19 protein-coding genes and 1 pseudogene are annotated in these 23,995 nt (G+C 47.6%); 9 read left to right on the top strand and 11 right to left on the bottom strand.

Features of this window, described 5'->3' with window-relative positions:
* Positions 1-108: 108 nt before the first annotated feature.
* On the top strand, positions 109-726 hold the full coding sequence (locus tag LGV68_RS18980; protein WP_252535890.1) for an inovirus-type Gp2 protein: 618 nt from the start codon (positions 109-111) through the stop codon (positions 724-726).
* 220 nt (positions 727-946) lie between these two features.
* Here LGV68_RS18980 and LGV68_RS18975 read toward each other — a convergent pair whose 3' ends face one another.
* The 9 genes from LGV68_RS18975 to LGV68_RS18935 all read right to left on the bottom strand — a co-directional run bounded on the left by LGV68_RS18975 (position 947) and on the right by LGV68_RS18935 (position 13,058).
* A complete protein-coding gene (locus LGV68_RS18975) occupies positions 947-1,723 on the bottom strand; it encodes a SprT family zinc-dependent metalloprotease (RefSeq protein ID WP_252535888.1) in 777 nt (258 codons plus the stop codon).
* A complete protein-coding gene (locus tag LGV68_RS18970) occupies positions 1,723-4,986 on the bottom strand; it encodes an HsdR family type I site-specific deoxyribonuclease (protein ID WP_252535887.1) in 3,264 nt (1,087 codons plus the stop codon). Before LGV68_RS18970 ends, LGV68_RS18975 begins: the two co-directional genes overlap by 1 nt.
* A complete protein-coding gene (locus LGV68_RS18965) occupies positions 4,986-6,020 on the bottom strand; it encodes a PD-(D/E)XK nuclease family protein (protein WP_252535886.1) in 1,035 nt (344 codons plus the stop codon). The genes LGV68_RS18970 and LGV68_RS18965 overlap by 1 nt, the downstream gene beginning before the upstream one ends.
* Before the next feature lie 110 nt (positions 6,021-6,130).
* Complete coding sequence (locus tag LGV68_RS18960) at positions 6,131-6,763, bottom strand: hypothetical protein (RefSeq protein ID WP_252535885.1); 633 nt, start codon at positions 6,761-6,763, stop codon at positions 6,131-6,133.
* 231 nt (positions 6,764-6,994) lie between these two features.
* Positions 6,995-7,480: a hypothetical protein gene (locus LGV68_RS18955; RefSeq protein ID WP_252535883.1), complete on the bottom strand. Its 486-nt coding sequence runs from the start codon at positions 7,478-7,480 to the stop codon at positions 6,995-6,997.
* A complete protein-coding gene (locus tag LGV68_RS18950; RefSeq protein ID WP_252535881.1) occupies positions 7,477-8,772 on the bottom strand; it encodes an ATP-binding protein in 1,296 nt (431 codons plus the stop codon). Before LGV68_RS18950 ends, LGV68_RS18955 begins: the two co-directional genes overlap by 4 nt.
* On the bottom strand, positions 8,766-10,007 hold the full coding sequence (locus LGV68_RS18945) for a restriction endonuclease subunit S (protein ID WP_252535880.1): 1,242 nt from the start codon (positions 10,005-10,007) through the stop codon (positions 8,766-8,768). Before LGV68_RS18945 ends, LGV68_RS18950 begins: the two co-directional genes overlap by 7 nt.
* Entirely contained in the window at positions 9,997-11,511 is a 1,515-nt protein-coding gene (locus LGV68_RS18940; protein ID WP_252535874.1) for a type I restriction-modification system subunit M, read from the bottom strand. The genes LGV68_RS18945 and LGV68_RS18940 overlap by 11 nt, the downstream gene beginning before the upstream one ends.
* 314 nt (positions 11,512-11,825) lie before the next feature.
* A complete protein-coding gene (locus LGV68_RS18935; RefSeq protein WP_233958739.1) occupies positions 11,826-13,058 on the bottom strand; it encodes a site-specific integrase in 1,233 nt (410 codons plus the stop codon).
* 452 nt (positions 13,059-13,510) lie between these two features.
* Here LGV68_RS18935 and LGV68_RS18930 point away from each other — a divergent pair, with 452 nt between their 5' ends.
* The 3 genes from LGV68_RS18930 to LGV68_RS18920 all read left to right on the top strand — a co-directional run bounded on the left by LGV68_RS18930 (position 13,511) and on the right by LGV68_RS18920 (position 16,361).
* Positions 13,511-15,151, top strand: coding sequence for a methyl-accepting chemotaxis protein (locus LGV68_RS18930; protein ID WP_222789534.1), 1,641 nt, complete (start codon positions 13,511-13,513; stop codon positions 15,149-15,151).
* A gap of 125 nt (positions 15,152-15,276) precedes the next feature.
* A complete protein-coding gene (locus LGV68_RS18925; RefSeq protein ID WP_154183642.1) occupies positions 15,277-15,582 on the top strand; it encodes a fructose PTS transporter subunit IIB in 306 nt (101 codons plus the stop codon).
* Between the two features lie 53 nt (positions 15,583-15,635).
* Complete coding sequence (locus LGV68_RS18920; protein ID WP_238853835.1) at positions 15,636-16,361, top strand: PTS sugar transporter subunit IIA; 726 nt, start codon at positions 15,636-15,638, stop codon at positions 16,359-16,361.
* Between the two features lie 7 nt (positions 16,362-16,368).
* Here the strand turns inward: LGV68_RS18920 and LGV68_RS18915 are convergent, their stop codons facing one another.
* The gene (locus tag LGV68_RS18915) at positions 16,369-17,217 is read right to left on the bottom strand and encodes an AraC family transcriptional regulator (protein ID WP_212571058.1); all 849 of its coding nucleotides are present in this window, start codon (positions 17,215-17,217) and stop codon (positions 16,369-16,371) included.
* A 287-nt stretch (positions 17,218-17,504) separates the two neighbouring features.
* On the opposite strand from LGV68_RS18915, the gene LGV68_RS18910 reads away from it, so the two are divergent.
* The 3 genes from LGV68_RS18910 to LGV68_RS18900 all read left to right on the top strand — a co-directional run bounded on the left by LGV68_RS18910 (position 17,505) and on the right by LGV68_RS18900 (position 21,722).
* Positions 17,505-19,406 (top strand): fructose-specific PTS transporter subunit EIIC, encoded by a 1,902-nt coding sequence (locus LGV68_RS18910; protein WP_154183648.1) that lies wholly within the window; start codon positions 17,505-17,507, stop codon positions 19,404-19,406.
* A 142-nt stretch (positions 19,407-19,548) separates the two neighbouring features.
* Positions 19,549-20,745, top strand: a complete 1,197-nt coding sequence (gene manA, locus LGV68_RS18905; RefSeq protein ID WP_222771934.1) for a mannose-6-phosphate isomerase, class I — start codon at positions 19,549-19,551, stop codon at positions 20,743-20,745.
* 83 nt (positions 20,746-20,828) lie between these two features.
* Positions 20,829-21,722 carry an ROK family protein gene (locus LGV68_RS18900; protein ID WP_165881417.1) on the top strand — a complete coding sequence of 298 codons (894 nt, stop codon included), beginning with the start codon at positions 20,829-20,831 and terminating at the stop codon, positions 21,720-21,722.
* Here the strand turns inward: LGV68_RS18900 and zntR are convergent.
* A complete protein-coding gene (gene zntR, locus LGV68_RS18895; RefSeq protein ID WP_154183654.1) occupies positions 21,717-22,121 on the bottom strand; it encodes a Zn(2+)-responsive transcriptional regulator in 405 nt (134 codons plus the stop codon). The two genes, LGV68_RS18900 and zntR, sit on opposite strands and share 6 nt — an antisense overlap.
* A gap of 2 nt (positions 22,122-22,123) precedes the next feature.
* Here zntR and LGV68_RS18890 point away from each other — a divergent pair.
* Together LGV68_RS18890 and purH are read left to right on the top strand one after the other, a co-directional pair.
* Positions 22,124-22,249, top strand: a pseudogene (locus LGV68_RS18890) (phosphoribosylamine--glycine ligase); the annotation flags it as partial.
* A gap of 121 nt (positions 22,250-22,370) precedes the next feature.
* Entirely contained in the window at positions 22,371-23,963 is a 1,593-nt protein-coding gene (gene purH, locus LGV68_RS18885; protein WP_020332387.1) for a bifunctional phosphoribosylaminoimidazolecarboxamide formyltransferase/IMP cyclohydrolase, read from the top strand.
* Positions 23,964-23,995: the final 32 nt, after the last annotated feature.

Genomic DNA, 23,995 nt, shown 5'->3' with positions numbered 1-23,995 from the left:
ACACAGAAAACGAACTTTTATCTCAATGTCACGGCAACGGCTAAGCACCATCTGTTGCGATGTGGTACCTAGTCTATCCACCAAGTCGATGCAGGTAATATATATTGTATGCCCCGCCTTTCACTGCACCCAACCAAATCGAAACTGGCCATTTATGAACATAATCAGGCGTCACAACTTGTATTCATGAATCCGGAAGGCATTAACCTAAAGATACTTAAAGCGGGTTTTGAACAACTAGATGTGATGTTGGGTTATTACTCCAAGGTGACGGTTGTTCTATTACAATTGCATCAGCACACGTTCACGAAGGGCAATCAGGCTATCTCTGCCTTGTTCAAAAAACTGGTCACGCAACTCAAAAAACACTACCGATGTCGGATTGGTTATATCTGGGTTCGAGAGCAAGAACAAGCGGCAAGCCAACACTACCACGCCGCAATAATGCTAAGTGGTCATGTATGTCAGAAAAGTTATGAGATTGACAAACTGACGAAGGAACTATGGCATCAACTAGATCCGGGCAACTTTTCCTATAAAGTCAAAAACCGCATCTATCGTATCCAAACCTACCTAAAAAATCATGAGCTCAATGCGGCACGGCTTCGCCTAAGCTACATGGCAAAAAATAAAGGCAAATCCGCAGACAAAGGAGCGCAAAACTATAGCACCAGTCGCCTTAAGCCAAAGCAATATCACCGCACACGGTCAAATAATCGAAACTGATCCGATAGGTGATCACAATTGTCGGCCTAAGCCTTATGCAGCAAGGCCTCAAGCGCCATTAGAAAAGTGATATAATCAAGTGATCACAAAGCGATATTTCGATCACAACTAGATGAGTCGCCATCTGCCTGAAGTAAAGCATGCTATTAATGCCAAACACATCGCCATAGCGACGAAACCCGCGATTCAAATCGCCGCAGAGTCCAAAAATGTGGAGAACTCACTCCCCCAAATACAACTCAGCCATACCATCTAAACGGCTTTTTACTTCTTGCCAATTGGGCATCACACTAATCAGCAATCGCCAGAATTTGTCGCTGTGGTTGTGCTCAGCGATATGGCAAAGCTCATGCAGAATGACATAGTCAATACACTCTTTGTGGGCTTTCACCAAGTGCGGGTTGAGCATTAAATTGCCCCTAGTCGAGCAGCTTCCCCATTGCTTGGCCATAGGCAGAACACGGAAGCTGGGTATGCCTTCAACCCAAGAGGTTTGTGGCAACAAAGCGGCTAAACGTTCGTGAAAGATGCGCTCAGCACGCATGCTGTACCAACCAGAGACCAGAGCTTTGGTTAATGCTTGCTTGTCTTCATTAAAACGATTCAAGGTAACCACCAGCTTACCGCGTTCCATTTTGACGTTGGCAATAGCATCACGATCTTCGACCACTTTCAAAACATAGCGGCGACCAAGATAGAACTGCATCTCTCCGCTAACGTAGGCTTTAGGCTGCACATATTTCAAATGGCCACGAAACTCTTTCAGAGCGTCATAAATCCACTTGGCCCGTTTCATCACTGCATCATGAATATCACTACGCTCGGCATCTTCGGGGGCATTCACGACCACTTCGCAATTGGGGTGAACTTTGATGGCGATTTTGCGCTTTTTGCCCTCTGGATGGGGTTTCCGCACGACCTCATAGGTGACGGCTTCCTCCCCATAGATGAAGCTGTATTCCTCTAGTTTGCCTTCATTCGAACTCACTGATGTCATTAATGATGGCCTGCCACGCCCAAGCGGGTGATCTGGATGATATCGGTAATGATAGCTTTGGCTTTATCCATCCCCACCACCTTAAACAAAATAGGAAGTAATACGCGTCGGATTTGGTTTTCAATTTCCGATGGGTTAATCGAAAACTCCGCTACGGCTGCCGTCACAACCTCATCAATCTGCATCGAAAAATCAAAACATTCCGGCTCTGACAATGGATTTTCAGTGGCATGTTGTAGGAACAAACCATAGTAGGCCTGAACATGGCGTTTGATTTTCGGGTCAAGTTCAGCAAAAAGGTCGGTGGGGATACCTTCCACATTGCGCTCTTTAACTTGCTCTTCAAAATCGGCAAACAACAGATATTGCTTCACTGGTGCATCGAACATCTCTTTGGCTTGCTCGATAGCCTTTTTGAGCAAATTGGAGAAATATTCCTGCGCATATGGATCATCCGCCAGTTCTTGTTCAATCATCTTGGTCACACGGCCTGTAATCACATCTTTCTTATTCCGTGCTTCGTCGTCACTCATCTCTTCTGGCTTCGGGGCTTTGCCCATATTGCCAACCAGATAAGCACCTTTCGACTCTTGAATTTCCACACCTGCAATATGCTTATCCAGTAAAGTCCGGATGCTCTCGGCAAACTCATCATAGTTGACGGTTTCTTCAGCATCTTCGCGCACTTGCTTGCGCAGTTCCGACATGGATTTGAGCGTCTTTTTGTACAAATCACGCTTGTTATCGAAACTCTTATCTTCAAAATAGGTGGCGGACTGTAACGCCACTTTCAGACAGTTGGCAAACTCTGTCAGCGCAGAATAGAAGTCTTCGCGTTTTTTCAAATTGGTATCGGTAAGCTGGCCGTCAATAGTATCGATTTTGGGTGCTAATGCTTGGCGAAGGGCTTGCCCATCTTGCTTGTTCTGCACGCCATCGAAAATCGCCCATAAGCTGTTGTAAAGACCGGGTAGCTTCTTGTATTCGGTATCCATACGAGCATACAGCCCTTTCAGATCATCGATATCAAATCCGCTTTGAGTGCGTTCTGCCAGTTCTTGGTAATCGGCAATGGTGGCATCTAACTCTTTGAGAATGCCGCGATAGTCAATCAGGTAACCAAACTGTTTCTTCTGGTGCAGACGGTTCACCCGAGCAATTGCTTGGATCAGGTTATGTTGTTTTAGGGGCTTGTCGATATAGAGTACAGTGTTTTTCGGTTCATCAAAGCCTGTCAGTAACTTATCAACCACAATCATAATGTCGGGGCCATCATCACTACCAAACGCTTCGATGATCTGCTTGGTGTAGGCTTTTTCGTCCATACTGCCGACGTTCTCTTTCCACCAATTCTGCACCAAGTCTTTGCTGTCGCCATCCACGGTATCGTGACCTTCACGTGTATCAGGTGACGACATGGCAACGACTGAGGTGACTTTACCGATTTGGTCGAGCAATTTCTTGTACTGAATGGCGGAAGCCCTGGAGTCACACGCCAACTGGCCTTTTAATCCCTCACGTTTGAAGTTTTGAAAATGGTCAGAAATATCGTGTGCAATGAGCTCCAAACGGCCTTCAGTTTGGTAAATCTGGCCTTTCTGCGAAAACTTTTTCTTTAAGTCGGTGCGCTGATTTTCAGAAAGTTTATCGGTGATGCGGTCGAACCAGGCATCTATCGCTTTGTCGTTAGTACATAACTCAGGGATACGCTCTTCATACAGCAATGGCGTCACGGTTTTGTCTTCCACCGCTTGCTGCATGGTGTAAGAGTGGATGATTTTACCGAACTTGTTCTCAGTTTTGTCGTCTTTGAGCAGCGGAGTGCCAGTAAAGCCGATATACGCCGCTTTCGGCAGGGCTTGCTGCATAAAGATATTGTTTGAACCGTTTTGGCTGCGGTGGCCTTCATCCACCAACACAATAATGTCGGGGCTGTCGTTATAACACTCAGGTAGGGCAACTGCGGTACCGAATTTATTGATGATAGAGAAGATAATCCGCTCGTTGCCTTTACCAATTTGTTCAGCAAGGCGTTTACCTGTGGTCGCCATCGCATCCTTTTTGTCTTTATCAGACAACGCACCGCCAGAGGCAAAAGTGCGAGCAAGCTGGTCTTCCAAATCGACACGGTCGGTTACCACCACCACGCGGCATTTTTTCAGCGCTTCAAGCCAGATTAGGGCTTTCGAGAGAAAAACCATAGTAAAGGACTTGCCAGAGCCCGTGGTATGCCAAATCACGCCGCCATTGCGAGCGCCTTTATCATCGAAAGAAGTCACGCGCTCTATCAACGCTTTAATGCCAAATACCTGCTGATAGCGAGCCACAATTTTGCCAGCCTTTTTATCAAACAATGTAAATAAGCGCGTCATTTCTAGCAGACGGTCATGGCGCAGCAGTGACACGAGTAAACGGTCTTGGTCGGTGACAACCAGTTCACCACCAGCAATCAGTGACAGATATTCATCTCTTACTTTAGACGGACGATGGTTAAACAATAAGTCGAGTTTATCCTGCGTCAGCGGGGTGTTTTTCAGCCGTTGGTAAGTGGCTTCCGTGATTTGTTCTTCTTTCCATTTCGCCCAAAATTTTTCAGGTGTACCGCTGGTGGCATACAACCCATCGCTGCCGTTAACCGACAACAGCAATTGGCTATAGGCGAACAGATGAGGAATTTCATCGTTTTTCTGGTTACGGATATTTTGAGAAATACCTTCAGAAACCGTCGGTTTACCTTCATGGGAAGAATCGGGGCGCTTCGCTTCAATCACCACCCAAGGCAAGCCATTAACAAAACAGACCACATCGGGAATGCGCTTGCCCGTACCGTGGGTGTTTTCGATGCCCATCTCTTCGGTGAAGTGAAATTGGTTATTCGCAGGCGTTTCCCAATCGATGATTTGAATGGTTGGGTTGGCTTTTTTGCCATCAATAAATTCCGTCACGCTGATGCCGTAGGTTAAAGCATCATAGAGCTTTTCATTCGCCGCTTTTAAACCCGCATTCATCGCAGGATTAGCCAGCTCCTGAATGATTTTATCGATGGCCGATTCGGAGAGCGGATAGTCCTTACCCATAAAGGTATGGGTTTTGTGTTTCAGAACACTGCGCAATACATTAGGCAAGATCACCGACGACATACTGCCGCGCATCGCAAGGCAATCACTTGGCGGAATAAATTGGTAGCCGAGATTAGTGAGCAACGTCAGTGCAGGAATTTTGGCACTAAACTCTTCACGGAAATTGGGTAGCGGTGAACTCATCAATCCTCTCCCTGATAATCACGCTCAAACCGCTCCAGCTCAGAAAGACGTGCGCAAATGAATTGAATGATGTCCTCTTCCGTCATTGCTGCGACTTTGGTTCGATAACCACGATATTGGCCATTGCCTTCAACCCAACGTTCCACATTGGCATTGGTCAGGATCAATGAGTCTGCTTTGTGTTCGTCATAACCTTCACACAAGTGGGCATAAACATTGATCGAAGATTCACCTTTCTCACCAGAGAGAAACAGCACTACATCCGACTCCGTATCTTTCCAACAGGATAAGGCAAATCGCAACGCAGGATAACCACCCCAGTGATGCAAGCGAATCACAATATCCTTGCCTAACTTGCTTTGGATAGCCGTTTGTAAACGTTGATGGTATTGGTTAATCGCTTGCTGTTTGGTTTCCTGAATCTCTTTGATTGCAGAAAGGTTATTTAAGACAAAATCGAGGGTTTGCTGATTCACAGATGGTTGAGACATAAGGCTCTCCAGATGCAAGATGAACTCACGCAGCAGCAAAGTCCATTTATTGATAGGTTGGGAAAGAAACTGTTCTGCTAGCTCGACTTTTAAAGCAGCAATTAGCTCAGGATAGCTGATGCCATACCATCCGCTTGGTAAGACTTCACCCGTAGGGGAAAGCACCACAAAAATCTTCCGTTTGTCATGAAAACGAGTTTGATTTTGCGTTTCATGAATAAAACGCTGGTAATCATCGAACGGATTGTTTTGTTGATGGTAGATTTTATTTTCTATCACCATCACCCAATCAGTACCTTCCAGTAGCAAATCAATGCGCTTGCCCGCTTGAGTTTTTACTTCACGCTCAGGCGCTTCGATTAACGAGCTATCCAAACGGTCTTTTTCAGGTAAATGCAGACAACTTAGAAGCGCCTTTAGCACGGTATCACCAAGTTGATGTTGACCGTTGCTGTCACAAAAGAACGCTAATATGTCTGTCGTCGGGTTTTCGTAATAGCCTTTACTGCCAATACTAAAAATCGTGGGTTCTGCAACCGCCATAGGTTCAAGTCGCTTGAACTCAGCCAGCAGTTGCTCAAACGTTGAGAGTTGTGTCTCCATACCTAGCCTTATTGATGTTTTTTGATGGTTTTGATTGTTGTTATTTCAGGTTATTTGTTGCTCTTATTAGCTCGGGCCTGATTAAAATCGAGCATATTATCGGGAATCGAAGGTCGGCTTTCGTAATACTCATTTAACGCGCTATCCATCATCGCGTTCATTTCGGCTACTTGTTCTTGCTCAGGAAGCAAAGGGCACATTTGCACACGTAGCGAATGAAAATATTGACGAATCAGCGGCACCTCGCTGTGGTCTAGATCGCCATACTCGCTTATCCAGTCCAAAAACATCTCTTCATCAGGATGGAAATAATCTTTCTGTGTTTTGGTCGAACGAATCATGCCGTTAACCCATTCATCAAACGACGCACACTGCTCCTGAGCGTCAGGCAAACTGCCGATCTGATGAACACGATATTCAAAGTGCCACGCGACATCATTAATGTGGCTTTGCACGCTGCGATCACCACGCTGGCAAAAATAGGGTTTCGAGTGCAAGCGTATAAACTGATTAAACATGGTGTGGAAACTGGCTTCATCGCACAGTTCAAACTCTTCACCGAAGAACTGCATATTATTAAACAACCGCTCCAACGATTGATTGAAAAACTCAGCCCAGTCGCCTTTTCTCAGGCCCGTAAACACCATGACGTAACGAGTCTGCACATGCATGGCAATTAACACGTTTTTACGCTGAACCTTGATGGCATGCACCAGCCATGCACTGACAGGTTGGTTATCGTACTGCGTATCGCCAACCTTAGGTGTTGGCGATGGTTCGAGTGGTGGCTATTTTTTACCCTGACGTGTCACGGTAAAAACTCCACTGCCGTTTTGGTGCAGTTAAACACTAACATTCAGATTTATCCCTTTCCGCCTTTTCTCTGTTGCTTGAATTAGGGACATGTAGGGAACTCACGGCTGTCCTCGGTGGTAGGCAGCTAAGTCACTATCGAGAGACCAGATGAACACTTCGCTCATAGAGAACTTACCGACACACTTTTTAAACTCTTCGATGATGCTTAAATCACCAAAGCTAGTACCCTCATTCTGTTTTGTTGCTGATTTGCTTGCTCCAGCGTGTTGTGGGTAACTGTCTAGCCAAGTTAAAACCTCTGCTGAGTTTGGAAATTCACTTGGCTGATAAGGCGCAGCACCTGTGAACGCACCCTTTACCGCCGCACAAAATCTCTCAGCCGTTTTGCGTCTGGTTCCGCCGTTCCCATTTTGGGCTATATGGTTACCTGTCTCGATAATCGTGGCCATAGGTAAAATAAACGTAACGCCTGATTGAGCGTATACAGTGAAATCCTCGACTACCTTTTCTTTGTCTTGATTTTTGCCAGGTACATTCAGAAGATTTAAAAAGATCGATGTGTCGATGATACAAACAGAGCTCATTCATCCTCTCCTTGCATCTTAGCCAACCAATCCAAGGCATTTTGCTTTTTCTCTTCAGGTGTCACCGGTGACTTTACAAAGCGATCAACGATACCGTTGGTAACTAATTCACCGAGAGGTCCTTGGGCAACTAAACCTGGATAATCGTTTAGGTCTGACAATCTAATCAGCTCACTATCACCACTCTTAGGGTTACGATAACAAAACACCACATCACCGAGAGCTGAATCTGGCAGCGCATCCATTAGGGCAGGGTTATGCGTCGATAGCAAAAGCCGAACATTCCGTTTCTCCGCCTGCTCTCGCATTGTCGATAACAGCTGTTTTGCACGAGATGGGTGAACGCCGTTATCCACTTCTTCAATAACAACCGTCGAACCTTTGGGCGCAGAAAGCAGTGCCGCAGCTATGGCCAATACCCTTAGAGTGCCATCCGATAATAGCTCGACCGACCAAGTACGCTCTTCATTACCAAAACTCTCTACAAGTTCAAGCGATACCTGACCTCGGCGATCTTCAAAGAACGAAATATTTTTCACATCTTGCTCTGGCAAACTTTTGATAAAGTCCACAATTACCGCCCGCATACTCTCCTCTCTCCAGAGTGTATAAAGCACGCCAGACAAGTTCGCACAATCCCCTCTAAGCGAACGTTCAGGAAAACTATCTCCCCGCATTAATGCAGGGACAGGATCAAGAAAGAGCGTGTTAGATAGCAACTTTTGAAACTGCTCAGTGACCATCGGGATCTCTTTTTGCGCTTTCTTGTGGCCAGATTCAAACATGGCGGAAGAAACCAGTTGGCTCAAAACGGTGATTTGATCCGTTCCTGGTACTTGAGGCTTTTTACCACCGCGAGCAAAATTGTTGTAAGCAATGCGTACATCCGTACCCAAACCTGATGAAGGCTGGGCAATTTTGTAGAGAGGGAAACTCTCTTTTGGTGAGCTGATGCTTTCTTGAGAAATGTGTAATTCATCATCACGTAAAGAAATTTCAACCTCAAAGTGATTCCACACCTCATCATCGGTCATACACCCCAAAGAGAATGCTTGCGCTCCCAAATAGCCCAAATCTTTCACTTGCCCTCGCAAGATTTGCTCGGAATCATCGACTCGGTGCTTTAAAACCGACAGTTTTTGCCCTTGCGTAATCCAAGCAAGAAAGCGAAACGCTTCCAACGCGTTACTTTTACCTGAGGCATTCGCACCAATCATAAGAGTTAAGGGCGAAAGATGAAGCACCTGCTCTTGATAGCTTTTGAATTTTTTAATCTGAATTTGGGTCAGCATGTGACCTCCTCCGTATGTTCCACTTTCACTTGGCGCTTGCCCGTCAACAACTGCTGCATTAACGCCTTTTTTTCCTCTTTGAGGTGCGCGAGTTTGACTTCTAGTAATTCGATTTCTTTATCGGCAGCGGTAAGGACTGAAGCGATTTTTTTTACTTCCAAGTCATCGTAAGGAACTTTAAATTTAAACTTGTGTAAATCACTTGTATTAATTGAGTTAATTGTCGCACCCAAATTCATACTTACTTGCTTATAAAATTGCGGTGTTTGGAATAATTGATAAATAAGCTCAGGGTATTTACCTCGGAACAAAGTCATGAAAGCCCCGTGAGTCAAACCAATCGCTCGGTCAGTAATAAAAGCACTTTTCCCGATTAAGTTACGACTACCGTTTCGAACACAAACTAGGATATCCCCATATTTGGTTTTTACTTCATCCTTAACTTCTTTATTAACAAAGACATTATCATCAAAACAAAGTTTACCATTTTGAATATTCGAAGAGCGTAAAACTAATATTCCTTCTTCTCGAACATCATCAGGTGAATATGTTAGGCCTGTCAAACACTTGCCAAGTTTTTTCAACTTAACCTCTTCCCAATCCCCCTCAAACACCATCCCCGTGTCAGGATTAACCAAACGCTTTTTCCCCGTCAGCAACTGTTGCATCAGGGCTTTTTTCTGCTGCTGGCTGGTTGCAATCAATCGCTCGGTAGTGGTAATCGCTTTATCCCAAGTGGAGAGGATTTTGGCGATTTTTTGTTGTTCTGGGAGGGGGGGAAGAAAAACGTCAAGATTTTGCAAATCGGTAGTATCTAGTTTGCCTGCACCTATCCCAGTGCCTGTCACCATACTCATCAAACGATGTTCATTGTTTAAAAACCAATAAAGTAAAAATTCTGAATCAGTTTTGCTAATGTCAGGCTTAAGGCATTTAACATCTTGGTTAAACGACACTTTTCTTGTTGCAATTCCGACTGGGATTTTGTTCCAAAGCATGCTCCCACGAACAAGCAAAAGTAAACTGTTCTGTGGAGCCATCTTAGCTCCGTTACTTACCGCCTTTTCTGTTATTTTTACCTCAGAATCACCGAAATAATGACCGCGCATTGAAGCAGCACTAATCCAAGGAACGTCTCCATTCCAAAAAGCAGGATTACTTTTTGACGGAGTTCCTCCTGATGACCAATTAGTAATATCGTTTAGAGATTTGACTAGCCAACCATTAGGCACCATATCCCAACTCCTCCAAATAACCCGCCATTTCCGCTTCCAGATCCGCCAGTTCACTTTGCAGCGCCAAACGTTCACTGCGCACTGCCATCAGGTCGATCTCTTCCTCTTCCTCAAAGGTATCGACATAGCGCGGGATATTGAGGTTGTAGTCGTTCTCGGCAATCTCTTCTAACGTGGCAAGGTAAGCGTATTTATCCACGCTTGCACGGGCTTTGTAGGTATCGACAATCTTCTGAATGTTTTCTTCGGTCAGTACGTTCTGGTTTTTGCCTGATTTAAACTCACGCGAGGCATCAATAAACAGCACTTTGTTATCGTCTTTATGCTTTTTGAAAATCAGAATCGCCGCAGGAATACCTGTGCCAAAGAACAGTTTTTCTGGCAGGCCGATGACGGCATCAAGCAGGTTTTCTTCAATCAATTGTTGGCGAATTTTACCTTCTGATGAAGCTCGGAATAACACCCCATGAGGAACCACCACACCCATACGGCCAGTTTGCGGTTTTAGGGTTTCAATCATATGCGAGATAAACGCATAGTCGCCTTTGGTTTTTGGCGGCACACCACGGCGGAAGCGACCAAAGTGATCGTTCTCGGCATCTTCATGGCCCCATTTATCTAAGCTAAATGGCGGGTTGGCGGTCACCACATCAAAGTGCAGCAGGCCACCGTTGGCATCCTGAAGCTTAGGGTTGCGAATGGTGTCGCCCCATTCAATGCGGTGGTTATCTTCACCGTGCAGGAACATGTTCATTTTTGCCAGTGACCAGGTAGAGCCAATCGCTTCCTGACCATACAGGGCGTATTTCTTAGACCCGTTAAAGTTCTTCTGCACCTGTTTGCCACATTTCATCAATAGTGAGCCAGAACCACAGGCAGGGTCGCAAATCGTATCGCCTTCTTGCGGAGCAAGGATAATCGACAATAGATCGGAGACTTCCGCAGGGGTATAGAATTCACCCGCCGATTTACCGCTGCCTGCGGCAAAGTGTTTGATCAGGTATTCGTAGGCGTTGCCGATCACATCCAGTGAACCCACACGGCTTGGGCGTAAGCTCAGGGTTGGTTTACCGAAGTCTTCTAACAGATGGCGCAGAATGTCGTTCTTCTGTTTTTCATCACCCAGTTTATCGGTGTTAAAGCTGATGTCTTGGAACACGCCTTTGAGTTTGCTGTTCGCTTCTTCAATCGCGTGAAGTGCGGTATCAATACGTGTGCCGTTACCTGCTTCAAAACGCGCTTCGTACAAATCCCAGAACGAGCTGCCCATTGGGATTTTAAACGACTGGCTTTCCAGCATTTCGGCAATCAGCTCAGGAATGTCGCCAAACTCTTTTTTCAGATCTTCCACTTTATCCATATGCACATCCGAGATGTACTTTAAGAACAGCATGGTAAGGATAAAGTCTTTGTAAATGGAGGGATCAACGGTACCACGGAAGGTATCGCAAGCGTTCCACACGGCTTTGTTGATTTCACTTTGGTTTATTGGGTTATGTGGCATAAATCCTAGCTCTTAATTTTTAGGTCAATTCGTTGGACCAACAGCAAATTCATTCAATAGCGGCTGGTGGTTGTTTGTTCTCTAATGCAGCAGGGTATGATCTTTTATATTCGCTTCCTAAGGTGCTTCGCGTCTTAATCTTGAGCCAGCAGTCGGCGTTACCACCAGCACAGGTTTACTTATGCTGGTTTGAAAACGGCCTTTAACACTGCGCTTAAGACAATACTGGACCAGAGTTCAGTTAAGCTGCCAAGTCAAAAACTGGGGAGCGCGACAATCGTACTAAAAGGCGGTTTGGATTCGATTTTATCGTTTTACTCAGAACACCTAAAGCTAGTGAATGGCACAATGTTCGAATCATCACAAGTAACATCCAAGTGTTCTAGCCACATATCAAGCGCTTGCCTCTTCTCCGGCAGATACTGACTACGATTGTAAATCGCCATCACACCACCCAAGCTATGCCCCAAAAGCTGTTCGACAATATAAGGCGCGACACCCAACTCATTAAGACGCGTTGCGAATGTTCGACGGATATCATGCAACGTCCACGCCTCTTCGTGCTCCAAGCGTTGCCAGAAAAAACGACCTTGTTGGCTGACGGTTTCAGGTGCTTTCTCCTCTCCTAAAATAAATGCTTCTTTGGAACTGTTTGCCTTAAGTACAAGCAGCCAAGGTTCTAACTCAGCGGGAATCGGACGGATAATCTTTTCACCCGTTTTGCTATGCTCTTTCGGCACCGTCCACAGCAAAGCATCAAGATCCCACTCTTTCCATTTTGATAAACGTACCTCTTGGGTGCGAGCACCAAACACCACCAAGAATTTGACCAAATGGCAGTAGTAGGGAAGAAACTTTGTGGGCGTCTGAACCGCATTCCATAAGCCCATGAGCTCGCTGGCCGTCAGAACTCGGTCTTTTTTCCGTTGCTTCTTACCAACATCATTGATGGTTAAGTCGTCCAAAACACGGCTGGTGGCATAGCGGCGCACTCGGCAGAAACGCAGCGCTTGTTTTGCATTTTGCAGCACATATCCGGCTGCAACAGGCGCTGGACGCTGCTTGCCCGCAATCCCTTTGCGAACACGATCAAAACACTCAACCCAATGGTGTGTTTCTGTTTGCGCCAATGGCAAAGCGCCAATATAGGGATAAATGTGTCTTTGAAATTGAGCTCGGTGTTTGCCAGCATTAGCGCGGTTGGACTCTGCATATTCCACCAGCCAATACTCTAACGCATCTTGCACCGAAACGGGCTTCAGGGTTTCTTGTCGTGTGACAGAACGTTGTAGTTTAGGATCATGACCTTCAGCTAACCACTCTCGGCACTTCTGCGCCTCTTCGCGTGCTTTTAACAAGGACAAATCCGGGTAATCACCAAGATCGATACGCTTGTTTACGCCATTAATCTTATAGCGAAATTGCCAACGCACATTCCCCTTCAGGGAGACCCTCGCCCCCAGTCCTTCACCATCAGTCAAAATGAACACTTTCGGGTGAGATTTATTTAAAGCGGTTTTTAAATGCTTGTCGTAGAGTTTGCCCATAACGTCCTTTCCATCGGGGTACATAACCGTGTTTCATGTACCCCCATATGTACCCCGAGAACATAATAAGACCAGAAACGAAAGAAGACAAATCAATACAAAAATAAATACAATTAACTGAAAAATAACAATAAAATATAACAACAGGAAACCATCAAAAACTAATGAAAACAGCCGTTCAGTTTCTACGGCATGAACTAATACGTTCTGACCCTTTTTTATAAACCGAGCCTCTGGCTCGGTTTTTTATTGCCTACAAACTGCACGCCTTCTGCTGCAAACACACCATGATTTCGTTGAAAACAAGACCCAAGTTGCAAGTTATTGATTGTTCACCTTAAGTCTCATTTACGCTCATTTCCTCCTTTTGTTACAGTGCACAGTGCGATTAATAATTCTTCAATAACAACATCGCCTCTGTTTAACAGCCTGCATTACAAGGAGTGATGCTCATGAATTTTTCCAGTCTGCGTCAGATCAGTATCCGCGCCCGCCTCTACTTGCTGGGTGGTACGATTACATTACTTTTGCTGATCCCATTCACACTGCTCGTGCAGGACTATCAGGATGACCTGATGGATGCCAAGCAAACCAAAACCCGCCATCTGGTTGAAAGCACCACCTCTTTGCTCAACTACTTTTATCAGCAGCAAACCAGTGGCGCCCTCACCGAACAACAAGCGCAGCAACAAGCCAAACAGGCCATTGCCAGTGCCCGCTATGGTGCTGATGATTACTTTTGGATCAACGATCTGACTCCAACCATGGTAATGCACCCATTTAAACCGCAGTTGGATGGCAAAGCCTTATCTGGCATTCAAGATCCCAACGGCAAAGCACTGTTTGTCGATATGGCCAATATCGCCCGTGATCAGGGAGAAGGGTTTGTCTATTACCTGTGGCCGAAGCCGGGTGCCGAAGTCGCTGTCGAGAAAGTCTCCTACGTCAAACTGTTCAAACCCTGGGGCTGGGTGGTCGGTTCCGGTGTGTATATTGATGATGTGCAAGCGCTGGTCGCGACACGGATGCAGACCGTGTTGCTACAACTGGCGATGGCCATTGCGGTAATGTTTACCCTCGCCTACACCATCGGTCGCAGCATTACGAAACCCTGTCTGGCAACGCTGTATGCGATGGAAGATATTGCCAAGGGCGAAGGTGACCTTACCCGTCAACTCGATACCAGCGGCAGTGACGAGCTGTCGCGCATCGCACGCGCCTTCAACCAGTTTACCGGCAAGATTCGTCATATCGTTCAAGACATCGCACCAATCACCGAGAGTGTTACCGGCAGCGCTCAAGAGCTGACGCAAGTGGCACAGAGTGCCTCTGGCAAAGCGATGGAGCAGCAGCAGTCGGTCGATACCGTTGCTTCGGCCATGAACCAGCTGCACGCCAGCAATCAGGAAGTGGCAAATGCGGCGCAGGAAGCTGCAGTAGCCGCGCAAACTGCCAGTGCCAAGGGTCAGGAAGGCAGTAATGTCATCGCCAAAGCCTCCGGCTATATGGGCTCTCTGTCTGAGCTGCTGAGTAAAACCGATCGCGACACTCAGGCGCTAGCCAGAGAAACAGAAGAAGTGGGCGCGGTGCTGGAAGTGATTCGTGGCGTCGCCGAACAAACCAACTTACTGGCGCTTAATGCCGCGATTGAAGCCGCCCGCGCCGGTGAACAAGGACGTGGCTTTGCCGTCGTGGCTGATGAAGTACGCACGCTCGCAACACGCACACAAAGCAGCACCAATGAAATCGAAGAGATCATCGCCAGCTTGCAGCAGCGCACTCGCGATGTCAGCGCGTCCATGGAGCAAACACAGCAGCAATCGAAAGCCACGCAAGAGCAAGCGGATTTGGCTCAGCAGGTTCTCAATGCGATTGATCAGCAGGTCAGCACCATTCTGACTCTCAATCAGCACATTGCTGAGGCGAGTAACCAACAGTCGCTTGCCACCGATGAAATCAGCCGCAACCTGACGCAAATTGCCGATCACAGCACTCAATCCGCCGCACAAGCCCAGCAAGTCGCGGCTGCCAGCGAACTATTGATGGAAAACGGCCAGCAGCTGATCCACAGCTTCTCAACGTTTAAGGTGTAAATCGAGGGCTTCGGCCCTCTTGTTAATGCAAGCCCGTTCAGCCAGCCGAGGCTTAATGTTATAGTGTGCGAACGCTCAACAAGCCAACTCATGGCTGTCGTCTACATCAATAAGGAACATTCAGAGTGAAAATCGTTGCTGTCACGGCCTGCCCAACCGGAATCGCTCACACCTACATGGCTGCGGATGTGCTGCGAAAAGAGGCGCACAAACGTAACATCAGCATTCAGGTGGAAACGCAAGGCGCGATGGGAATCGAAAATGCCCTGACAGTCGCGGACATCGTATCTGCCGACATTCGTATGATTGTGTCTGACATCGAAATCGAAGCAAAAGAGCGCTTTCGTGGTTGTAAAACCTTCACCTTCAGCATTGAAGAGGTTCTGATCAACGTTCATCAGGTCATCGACCAGTGCTTATCTGACGTATGATCACATCGCGTATCACTTTCGTACTTGAGCACGATGGCCTCGCAGGATGGCAATTGCAAGAACTCAAGCAGCTAACCGACTATTTTCATTCCCTATTTGTGTTTTACAATGTGACCCGTGGCAAGCAAGCGACACTCAATGAATCACTGCGAATCATGAGTTTGGGAAGCTGTCGACACGACCTCTGTCAGCTCGCCATAGAAGGGCTCGACGCAGAACTCGCTTGCATCGTATTTACTGAATATTTGCGAGAACATGCTACGCTAATCTCCACCTCACATAAACCCAATCATCACGCGAAGCGCCTGTTTACTGAACATTCCGCCTTTCAACTGCCTTTTGTTTACGACTGGCACTATCAACGCTCGCAAATCCTGTCAGACAAACGCTCAGCGCTAACACGTATTGCGGAGCTCGCAAACCCCAATGCCACATCCGGCCTACTGACACAATTACTCGCACGTGAATGCATCTCTTCAACCGCTATGGCCGGTGGCATCGCACTCCCCCATGTCGTCAGTGAACACATCGACCGACCGTGTTTGATTGTGTTCTCGCTGGACGAGGCGCTGGATTGGCAATCGGCACATGAACCCGTTCACTTGGTGTGCTCAATTCTTCTACCCGCCGCGTTGCATCAGGAATGGCTGATTGCCGTCACTCGGCTGACACGCTGGTTCATTGCCGATGCCAGCACACATCTATTACTTTCGGCCCGTCGAGAAGAGACCATACAGAGTATTTTGTTGCACATCATGGCTCACTATCAACCGAGCTAAACCACCACTATTGAACCTGAACTCGGTATTGGGACGGCGTCATGCCAGTACGCTGCTTAAACACACGAAAGAAATAGTTCACATCCTGAAACCCACAACGTGTGGCCACTTCAGCTAACCGAAAGCGATATTTTTTCAGCATAAACTTGGCCCGTTCCATCCTGACCCAAGTAATGTAATCGGCCAGAGTCATATGTCCCTGTTGACGAAACAGACGCGATAAATGATTCGCAGAAATGTTAAAGCGCTGCGCAATGCTGTCGCGCGTAATCGCGCGATGAAAATTCTCCTGAATGTAAATGCAGATTCCCTGATACAAATCTTCACTGCGCTTTTTCGAGGAAAGCGTTGGCGGTTCCAAGATCATCAGTGTGTAATTGAGCAGCGCACGCAGAAGATGTTCGTCCATCGGTGTTTTGCGCGGTTCGCGCGCCAACGCACTCAGACTTTCCAGAATATTATCGATCGCATACCCCGTGCGAGTCTGAATACTGTGCTTTTGTACGTCATAAAATCCGACCTCACCTTTTCGCTTAGCGACGAAACTGAACCCCAATTGGCGACGGCCAAACAACAAGCTCAACACCGAGCAATCCCCCTCCCAATCCGGCTTGTTCCAGCAGTTGGGAGGAATGTACAACGCATCCCCCTCCATGATGTCAACCATCTGTGCGCCATGCTCCCCATCTTCAATTTGATTGCGATAACACCCTTTAAGCACTAACTCTAAACGCGGAAAGTTAACCTGATAGCTGAATGGAGGTGGCGTATGCTTATCTCCCGCAAACCAAATCCGATGACAACTGTCTCGTTCATCCACTAATGCTTCAATAATGTGGGTAAAAACTTGGCTCATTACGCCTCCAAACCACGCACCAATAGTCCAATTCTATTCATTATCTCCATATAGAACCAGATGACACCATAAAGAAATCAGTTAACAAAATAAACATAACAACTTGTTTTTATTGAATTTTAATATTAAAAACTGACTATAAAAACTAATCCATCAAAAGAGAGCAAGATCACGTTTAGGTATAGAGGTTACAATAATCCAGTAAATGCATTGTTTGTACACTACCCCCTACTTACCTTCACGCTCACAATTAGAGCATTAGAAAACAAGAAACCAAGGGAACGACAATGATCACCGAACTGATTAATGAGCGATTAATTCGGCTCAATCTAATTGCACAGGACAAAGACGGCGTGCTGTCTGAACTGGTTGATGTATTGGATCAGGAAGGCCGCCTTCACGACAAACAACAATTTTTGGCAGACATTTATGCACGTGAAGAATTAGGCAATACCGGCTTTGAAGACGGCGTAGCCATTCCACACGCGAAGAGTCGCGCGGTGAAAGCACCAGCCGTGGTCATCGGTATCAGCCGCAACGGGATCGAATACGGCGCGGAAGATGGGTTACCATCTAAATTGTTTTTCATGATTGCGTCACCTGACGGCGGCGCGAATCATCATATCGAAGTGTTGGCCGAACTCTCTTCCAAACTCATCGAAGAGGGCTTTATTGCCCAATTTCTTGCCGCACAAAACGAACACCAAGCACTTGAATTACTGCTGGCCCAATCTGAAGCTCGCACAGAAAGCCTTGGTGAAAACGGCTTTTTGATCGGCGTAACAGGTTGCCCAACGGGAGTTGCGCATACTTACCTGGCGGCGGAAGCACTAGAAAAAGGCGCGGCAGAACTGGGGTATCGCATCAAAGTCGAAACCAATGGCTCAATCGGAATAAAAAACTCCCCAAGCGCAACAGAGATTGCCGAAGCGGCCGCCATTATGGTTACCAGTGACAAACAAGTGGATATGGCGCGATTTGCCGGTAAACGACTGATTGAAACAGGAGTGAAAGAACCGATCCGTGACGCAAAAGGTCTGATTCAACGTGCATTGCAAGCACCGATCTATCAACCGGATGCACGCACACAAGCGAGTGCCGACGCGAAAGGAAAAGCTTCGCAGACCCGTTCTGATCTATATCGCTACCTGATGAATGGCGTCTCGCATATGATTCCGTTTGTTGTGACGGGCGGTCTATTGATTGCCTTGGCACTGGCGATTGGCGGACAACCGACGGAAGCAGGCATGGCCATTCCCCCAGGCAGCATGTGGAATAAAGTGTTGGATGTCGGTGTGGTCGCGTTCACGCTGATGATTCCAATTCTGGCAGGCTACATTGCATACGCGATTGCTGACCGGCCAGCGCTCACCCCGGGCTTAATTGGCGGCTGGATTGCCAACAACGGTTCGTTCTACGGCGCCGATGCAGGTACTGGCTTTATCGGTGCCATCATCGCAGGTTTGTTAGTAGGCTATTTTGTAAAATGGCTCACCAGCATTCACTACCATAAATTTATCCAACCTTTGGTGCCCATCATGATCGCACCGATTGTTGGATCGCTATTTATTTCTGGCTTGTTCATCTTTGTCATCGGTGCGCCGATTGCCAGCTTGATGGATAACATGACAGCACTGCTGACCTCGATGAGTTCAGGTAACTTGGTGCTACTAGGTATCGTGCTTGGTGGGATGGCAGGCTTTGATATGGGCGGCCCATTCAATAAAGTCGCCTTCCTGTTCTCGGTCGGTATGATCGCCAGCGGTCAAACTCAATTTATGGGCGCCATGGCGTGTGCGATTCCCGTTGCGCCATTGGGCATGGGACTTGCCACCATTCTTGGCCGCAAACTAAACTTGTTTGAAGCGTCAGAAATTGAAGCGGGTAAAGCAGCGGGAGCAATGGGCTTAGTGGGTATTTCTGAAGGCGCCATTCCATTTGCCGCGCAAGATCCAATGTCAGTAATTCCGGCTAACGTCGTTGGTTCGATGGTGGCAGCAGTAATGGCGTTCTCTTTTGGTATCACTAACAGCGTGGCACATGGTGGACCAGTTGTCGCTCTGCTCGGTGCGATGAACAAACCATTGCTTGCAATTATGTGTATGATTGCTGGTTCAGTTGTCACAGCGCTAGTGTGTGTGACATTGAAAAAGATGCGTCAGGCTAAGTTGCAGCAAGTTGCCGCCTAAAAATATAAATCACCCTCTTCCGCCTGACTATTCGGGCGGAACTTGACAACAATCATGCTCCTAATCGTTAGGTTCTGTTGTACTCCTGCACCAAGCAGGAGTTTTTTGCTATAAATGCGAAGTAATTTTTCGGGGACCTGGAATGAATACCATCACTACTCCGTTCTTTGTGATGAAGAACAAAATTCAAAACTACGCTTGGGGAAGCTCAGACTCCATCGAACAGCTGTTTGATATTGCTAATCCAAATAAACACCCCCAAGCTGAAATCTGGATGGGCGCACACCCAAATGGATGTTCGGAAGTAGAGCTGAATGGCTCATCTTTATTGCTGAGTGAACTCATCGCGCAAGATAAATCGCGTTTTCTATCCCAACAAACTGCCGCTCAGTTTGGTGAACTTCCTTATCTGTTCAAGGTACTGGCAGCTGCTCAGGCACTATCGGTTCAGGTACATCCAAGTAAAGAAGAAGCGCAGGCTGGCTATGCCAAAGAAAACGAGGCAGGAATTGATATCAAAGCGGCTAACCGCAATTACAAAGACCCAAACCACAAGCCCGAACTGGTTTATGCGATAACGCCTTATCAGGCAATGAACGGCTTTCGTTCCATCTCGTCCATCATTGATCATTTTGAACCGTTGAAGATCGAGTGTATTCAACCGTTGGTAGAAGAACTACGCAACAACCAGCATGAACAAGGTCTGCAACAATTCTTCACCCTACTGTTGTCGTTGACTGGTGACGCCAAGCGACAAGCCGTCGAAAAGTTGCTCGCGTATGCTCAGTCGCATCAGTCTCAAAGCATATCTACGTTGATCCTTGAACTGGCTGAACAATACCCGAATGATATCGGCTTATTCGCCCCATTGATGCTCAACGTTCTCACGCTACAACCAGGTGAAGCCATGTATCTGGATGCGCGCACACCGCATGCTTACCTGAAAGGCACCGGGCTGGAAATCATGGCAAACTCAGACAATGTATTGAGGGCAGGACTTACACCAAAACACATGGATGTACTGGAATTAGCAAAATGTACTCGTTTTGCCGAAAAGCCAGAGAGTACACTCCTACTTACTCCAATAGAACAAGACGGTGCGCTGCTGTATCCTGTTCCCGTCGACGATTTCAAGTTCGCGTTATACACCAAACCAAGCCAGACCTCGGTGACTGTGAGTAGCGCCGAAATCATTTTCCCAATCGATGAGGATGCAACGCTAATCAGTGACGAAGGTATCGAAGTCACCATCCGCAAAGGGCAATCTGTATTTGTTCCGGCTTATACTTCTCATTATCGGCTAAGTTCTGCTGGCCGCGTTGCACGAGCATACAACTGATCACCGCCACATGCCCACGGCAGTCAATGTAGAAACGAATGAAGGCGGCATAACTTGGCCGCCAGTTCAGATAAGGACGCAAAATGAGAATTGGCTTTGATATCGGCGGTACAAAAACAGAAATCTGCGTACTCAGCCTATCCGGTGACATGATTTGGAACCATCGCGTTGCAACCCCGAAAAGTTATGACGGCTTAGTCACCGCGATTGTTGAACTCGTTACCTTTGCAGAGCAACACCATGGTCAAGCCAAAGCCATTGGGCTGGGGTTGCCTGGGGCTATAAGCCCAGTCACCGGCCTCATCAAAAATGCCAATTGCGCGTTTTTAAACGGGCGCGATCTGCAGGCAGACCTTACAAAGGAATTGGGTAGAGCGGTGAACTTGGCTAATGATGCCAACTGTTTTGCTTTATCTGAAGCCATCGATGGTGCGGGTAAAGGTGCCCCAGTTGTGTTTGGCGCCATCCTCGGCACCGGATGTGGCGGTGGCATCGTCATTCACCAGAGGTTGCTGGTTGGTCCCAACGCCGTTTGTGGCGAATGGGGACACAATCCGTTGCCGGGATACCATGAGCCTCAAGACGGCCCCGCTCGTTCATGTTATTGCGGGCGCAACAATTGCATTGAAAGCTACATTTCAGGCACTGGGTTACAACAAAGCTACCAGTTGAAGACTGGTCACACACTGAGTGCAGAACAGATCATTCAAGCATATGAGCAAGGGCAAACGGCGGCCATCGACTGCTATCATCAACTCATTGATCACATGGCGCGCAGCTTTGCCGCGCTAGTCAATGTCCTTGATCCAGATATCATCGTATTGGGTGGCGGCTTGTCTAATGTTATCCAGTTATACAGAGATTTGCCGGACGCCACAGCCCGTTACGTGTTTTCGGACACTGCGCAGATACGCTTTGCACAAGCGAAATATGGCGACAGCAGCGGCATTCGCGGCGCTGCTTGGCTCGGCCTATAAACTTTCCAGCGCTGCCAGAATGGAGCAATGGCTGGCGTCGTCATCCCGATGACCGCAGCAGGCATCATTGATTTTTTTCAGGGCGCTGCGAATGCGCGTCAGCTCAGCAATTTTTTCATCGATTAACGCCAGCTTAGCGGAAGTAATCGATTTGACCTCCGCGCAGCTGTGCTCAGTCGCTTCCAACCGAATCTCAAGCAGTTCCTTAATTTCTTCCAGACTCAGCCCCAGTTCTTTGGCTTTGAGGATAAAACTCACCTGCTTCTGATTCTCTTCATCATACAAACGGTAACCCGAATCGCTGCGACCAGCTGGCGAGATCAGCGCATTTTTCTCGTAAAAACGCAGCGTATCGGTGGAAACTCCGCACCGTTTCGCCAATTCACCTATCTGAAACATAATTGTGCCTATTTACTCTTTGGTTACTTTTTTCGCTTGAAAAACCTGTTTTTAGCTATTATTTTTCCCATGCCAAACGATTGCGCGAGATCTTTTGTAATAAATTGGTTAGAATACGCGCCATCCAAACTCCTGGAGAAAAAGGTCTTTACCAAAACTGGCCAAGTTGTGATGCTATGCCATCACCCATGAACAATTTTGGCAAACATCTTTCGTCATTAACTCCGTGAATTTAAGGAAAATGGAAGCATGAATAACGCTCGTCCAATTCGCCGTGCACTCATCAGCGTATCAGATAAAACTGGCATTGTTGAGTTTGCAAAAGCGCTCTCTGAGCGCGGTGTCGACATCCTGTCTACTGGTGGTACCGCTCGCCTACTTGCCGAGCAAGGCATTGCAGTAACCGAAGTCTCTGACTACACCGGTTTCCCAGAAATGATGGACGGGCGCGTGAAAACGCTGCATCCGAAAGTTCATGGTGGCATTCTTGGCCGTCGTGGTCAGGACGACGATGTCATGAACACGCACGCCATTAATCCAATCGACATGGTGGTAGTGAACCTTTACCCATTCGCGCAAACCGTGGCGAACCCGAACTGCACCCTGGCAGATGCGGTGGAAAACATCGATATCGGCGGCCCGACCATGGTGCGCTCTGCGGCAAAAAACCACAAAGATGTGACCATCATCGTGAACGCGAGCGATTACGACCGCGTGATCGCCGAAATGGATGCAAACGACCAATCACTGACGCTGGACACACGTTTTGACCTCGCCATTGCTGCGTTTGAACACACCGCGGCTTACGACGGCATGATTGCCAACTACTTTGGCACCATGGTCCCGAGCTATGGCGAAAACAAAGAAGGCGATGAGGAATCAAAATTCCCACGCACCTTCAATCAACAGTTCATCAAGAAACAAGACATGCGTTACGGCGAAAACAGCCACCAAGACGCGGCTTTCTACGTGGAAGCAAACCCAGAAGAAGCGTCGGTGTCTACCGCACGTCAGATTCAGGGTAAAGCTCTGTCTTACAACAACATCGCCGATACCGATGCTGCGCTGGAATGCGTCAAAGAGTTCGCAGAACCAGCCTGTGTGATCGTCAAACACGCCAACCCGTGTGGTGTAGCACTGGGCGGTGACATTCTGGAAGCGTACAACCGCGCCTACCAAACCGACCCAACCTCCGCATTCGGCGGCATTATTGCGTTTAACCGCGAACTGGATGCCGCAACAGCCACGGCCATTGTGGAACGCCAGTTTGTTGAAGTGATCATCGCACCAAGCGTCTCAGCAGAAGCGATTGACGTGGTGGCGGCGAAGAAAAACGTGCGTCTGCTGGAATGTGGCGAATGGCACAGCAAAACCACTGGTTTTGATGTGAAACGTGTTAACGGCGGCCTGCTGGTTCAAGACCGCGATCAAGGCATGGTGACACTAAGCGACCTGAAAGTGGTTTCTCAACGTCAACCGACCGAAGAAGAGCTGAAAGATGCGCTGTTCTGCTGGAAAGTCGCGAAATACGTCAAATCAAACGCGATTGTGTACGCCAAAGGCGACATGACCATCGGTGTTGGCGCTGGCCAGATGAGCCGCGTCTATTCCGCGAAAATTGCTGGTATTAAAGCTGCCGACGAAGGTCTGGAAGTGGCTGGCAGCGTGATGGCATCCGATGCGTTCTTCCCATTCCGTGATGGTATCGATGCCGCCGCAGAAGCGGGCATCAAATGCGTGATTCAGCCAGGCGGTTCAATGCGTGACGATGAAGTGATCGCCGCTGCGGACGAACACGGCATGGCGATGATCTTCACTGGCATGCGTCATTTCCGTCACTAATTCTTCGAGCCGTCACTTGGGAGCCCGTCAGC

This window comes from Vibrio sp. LQ2 (assembly GCF_023920125.1).
Lineage (GTDB): Bacteria > Pseudomonadota > Gammaproteobacteria > Enterobacterales > Vibrionaceae > Vibrio > Vibrio fluvialis.
Note: the sequence above shows the minus strand (reverse complement) of the source record. Positions and strands in the feature narration are given on the sequence as shown.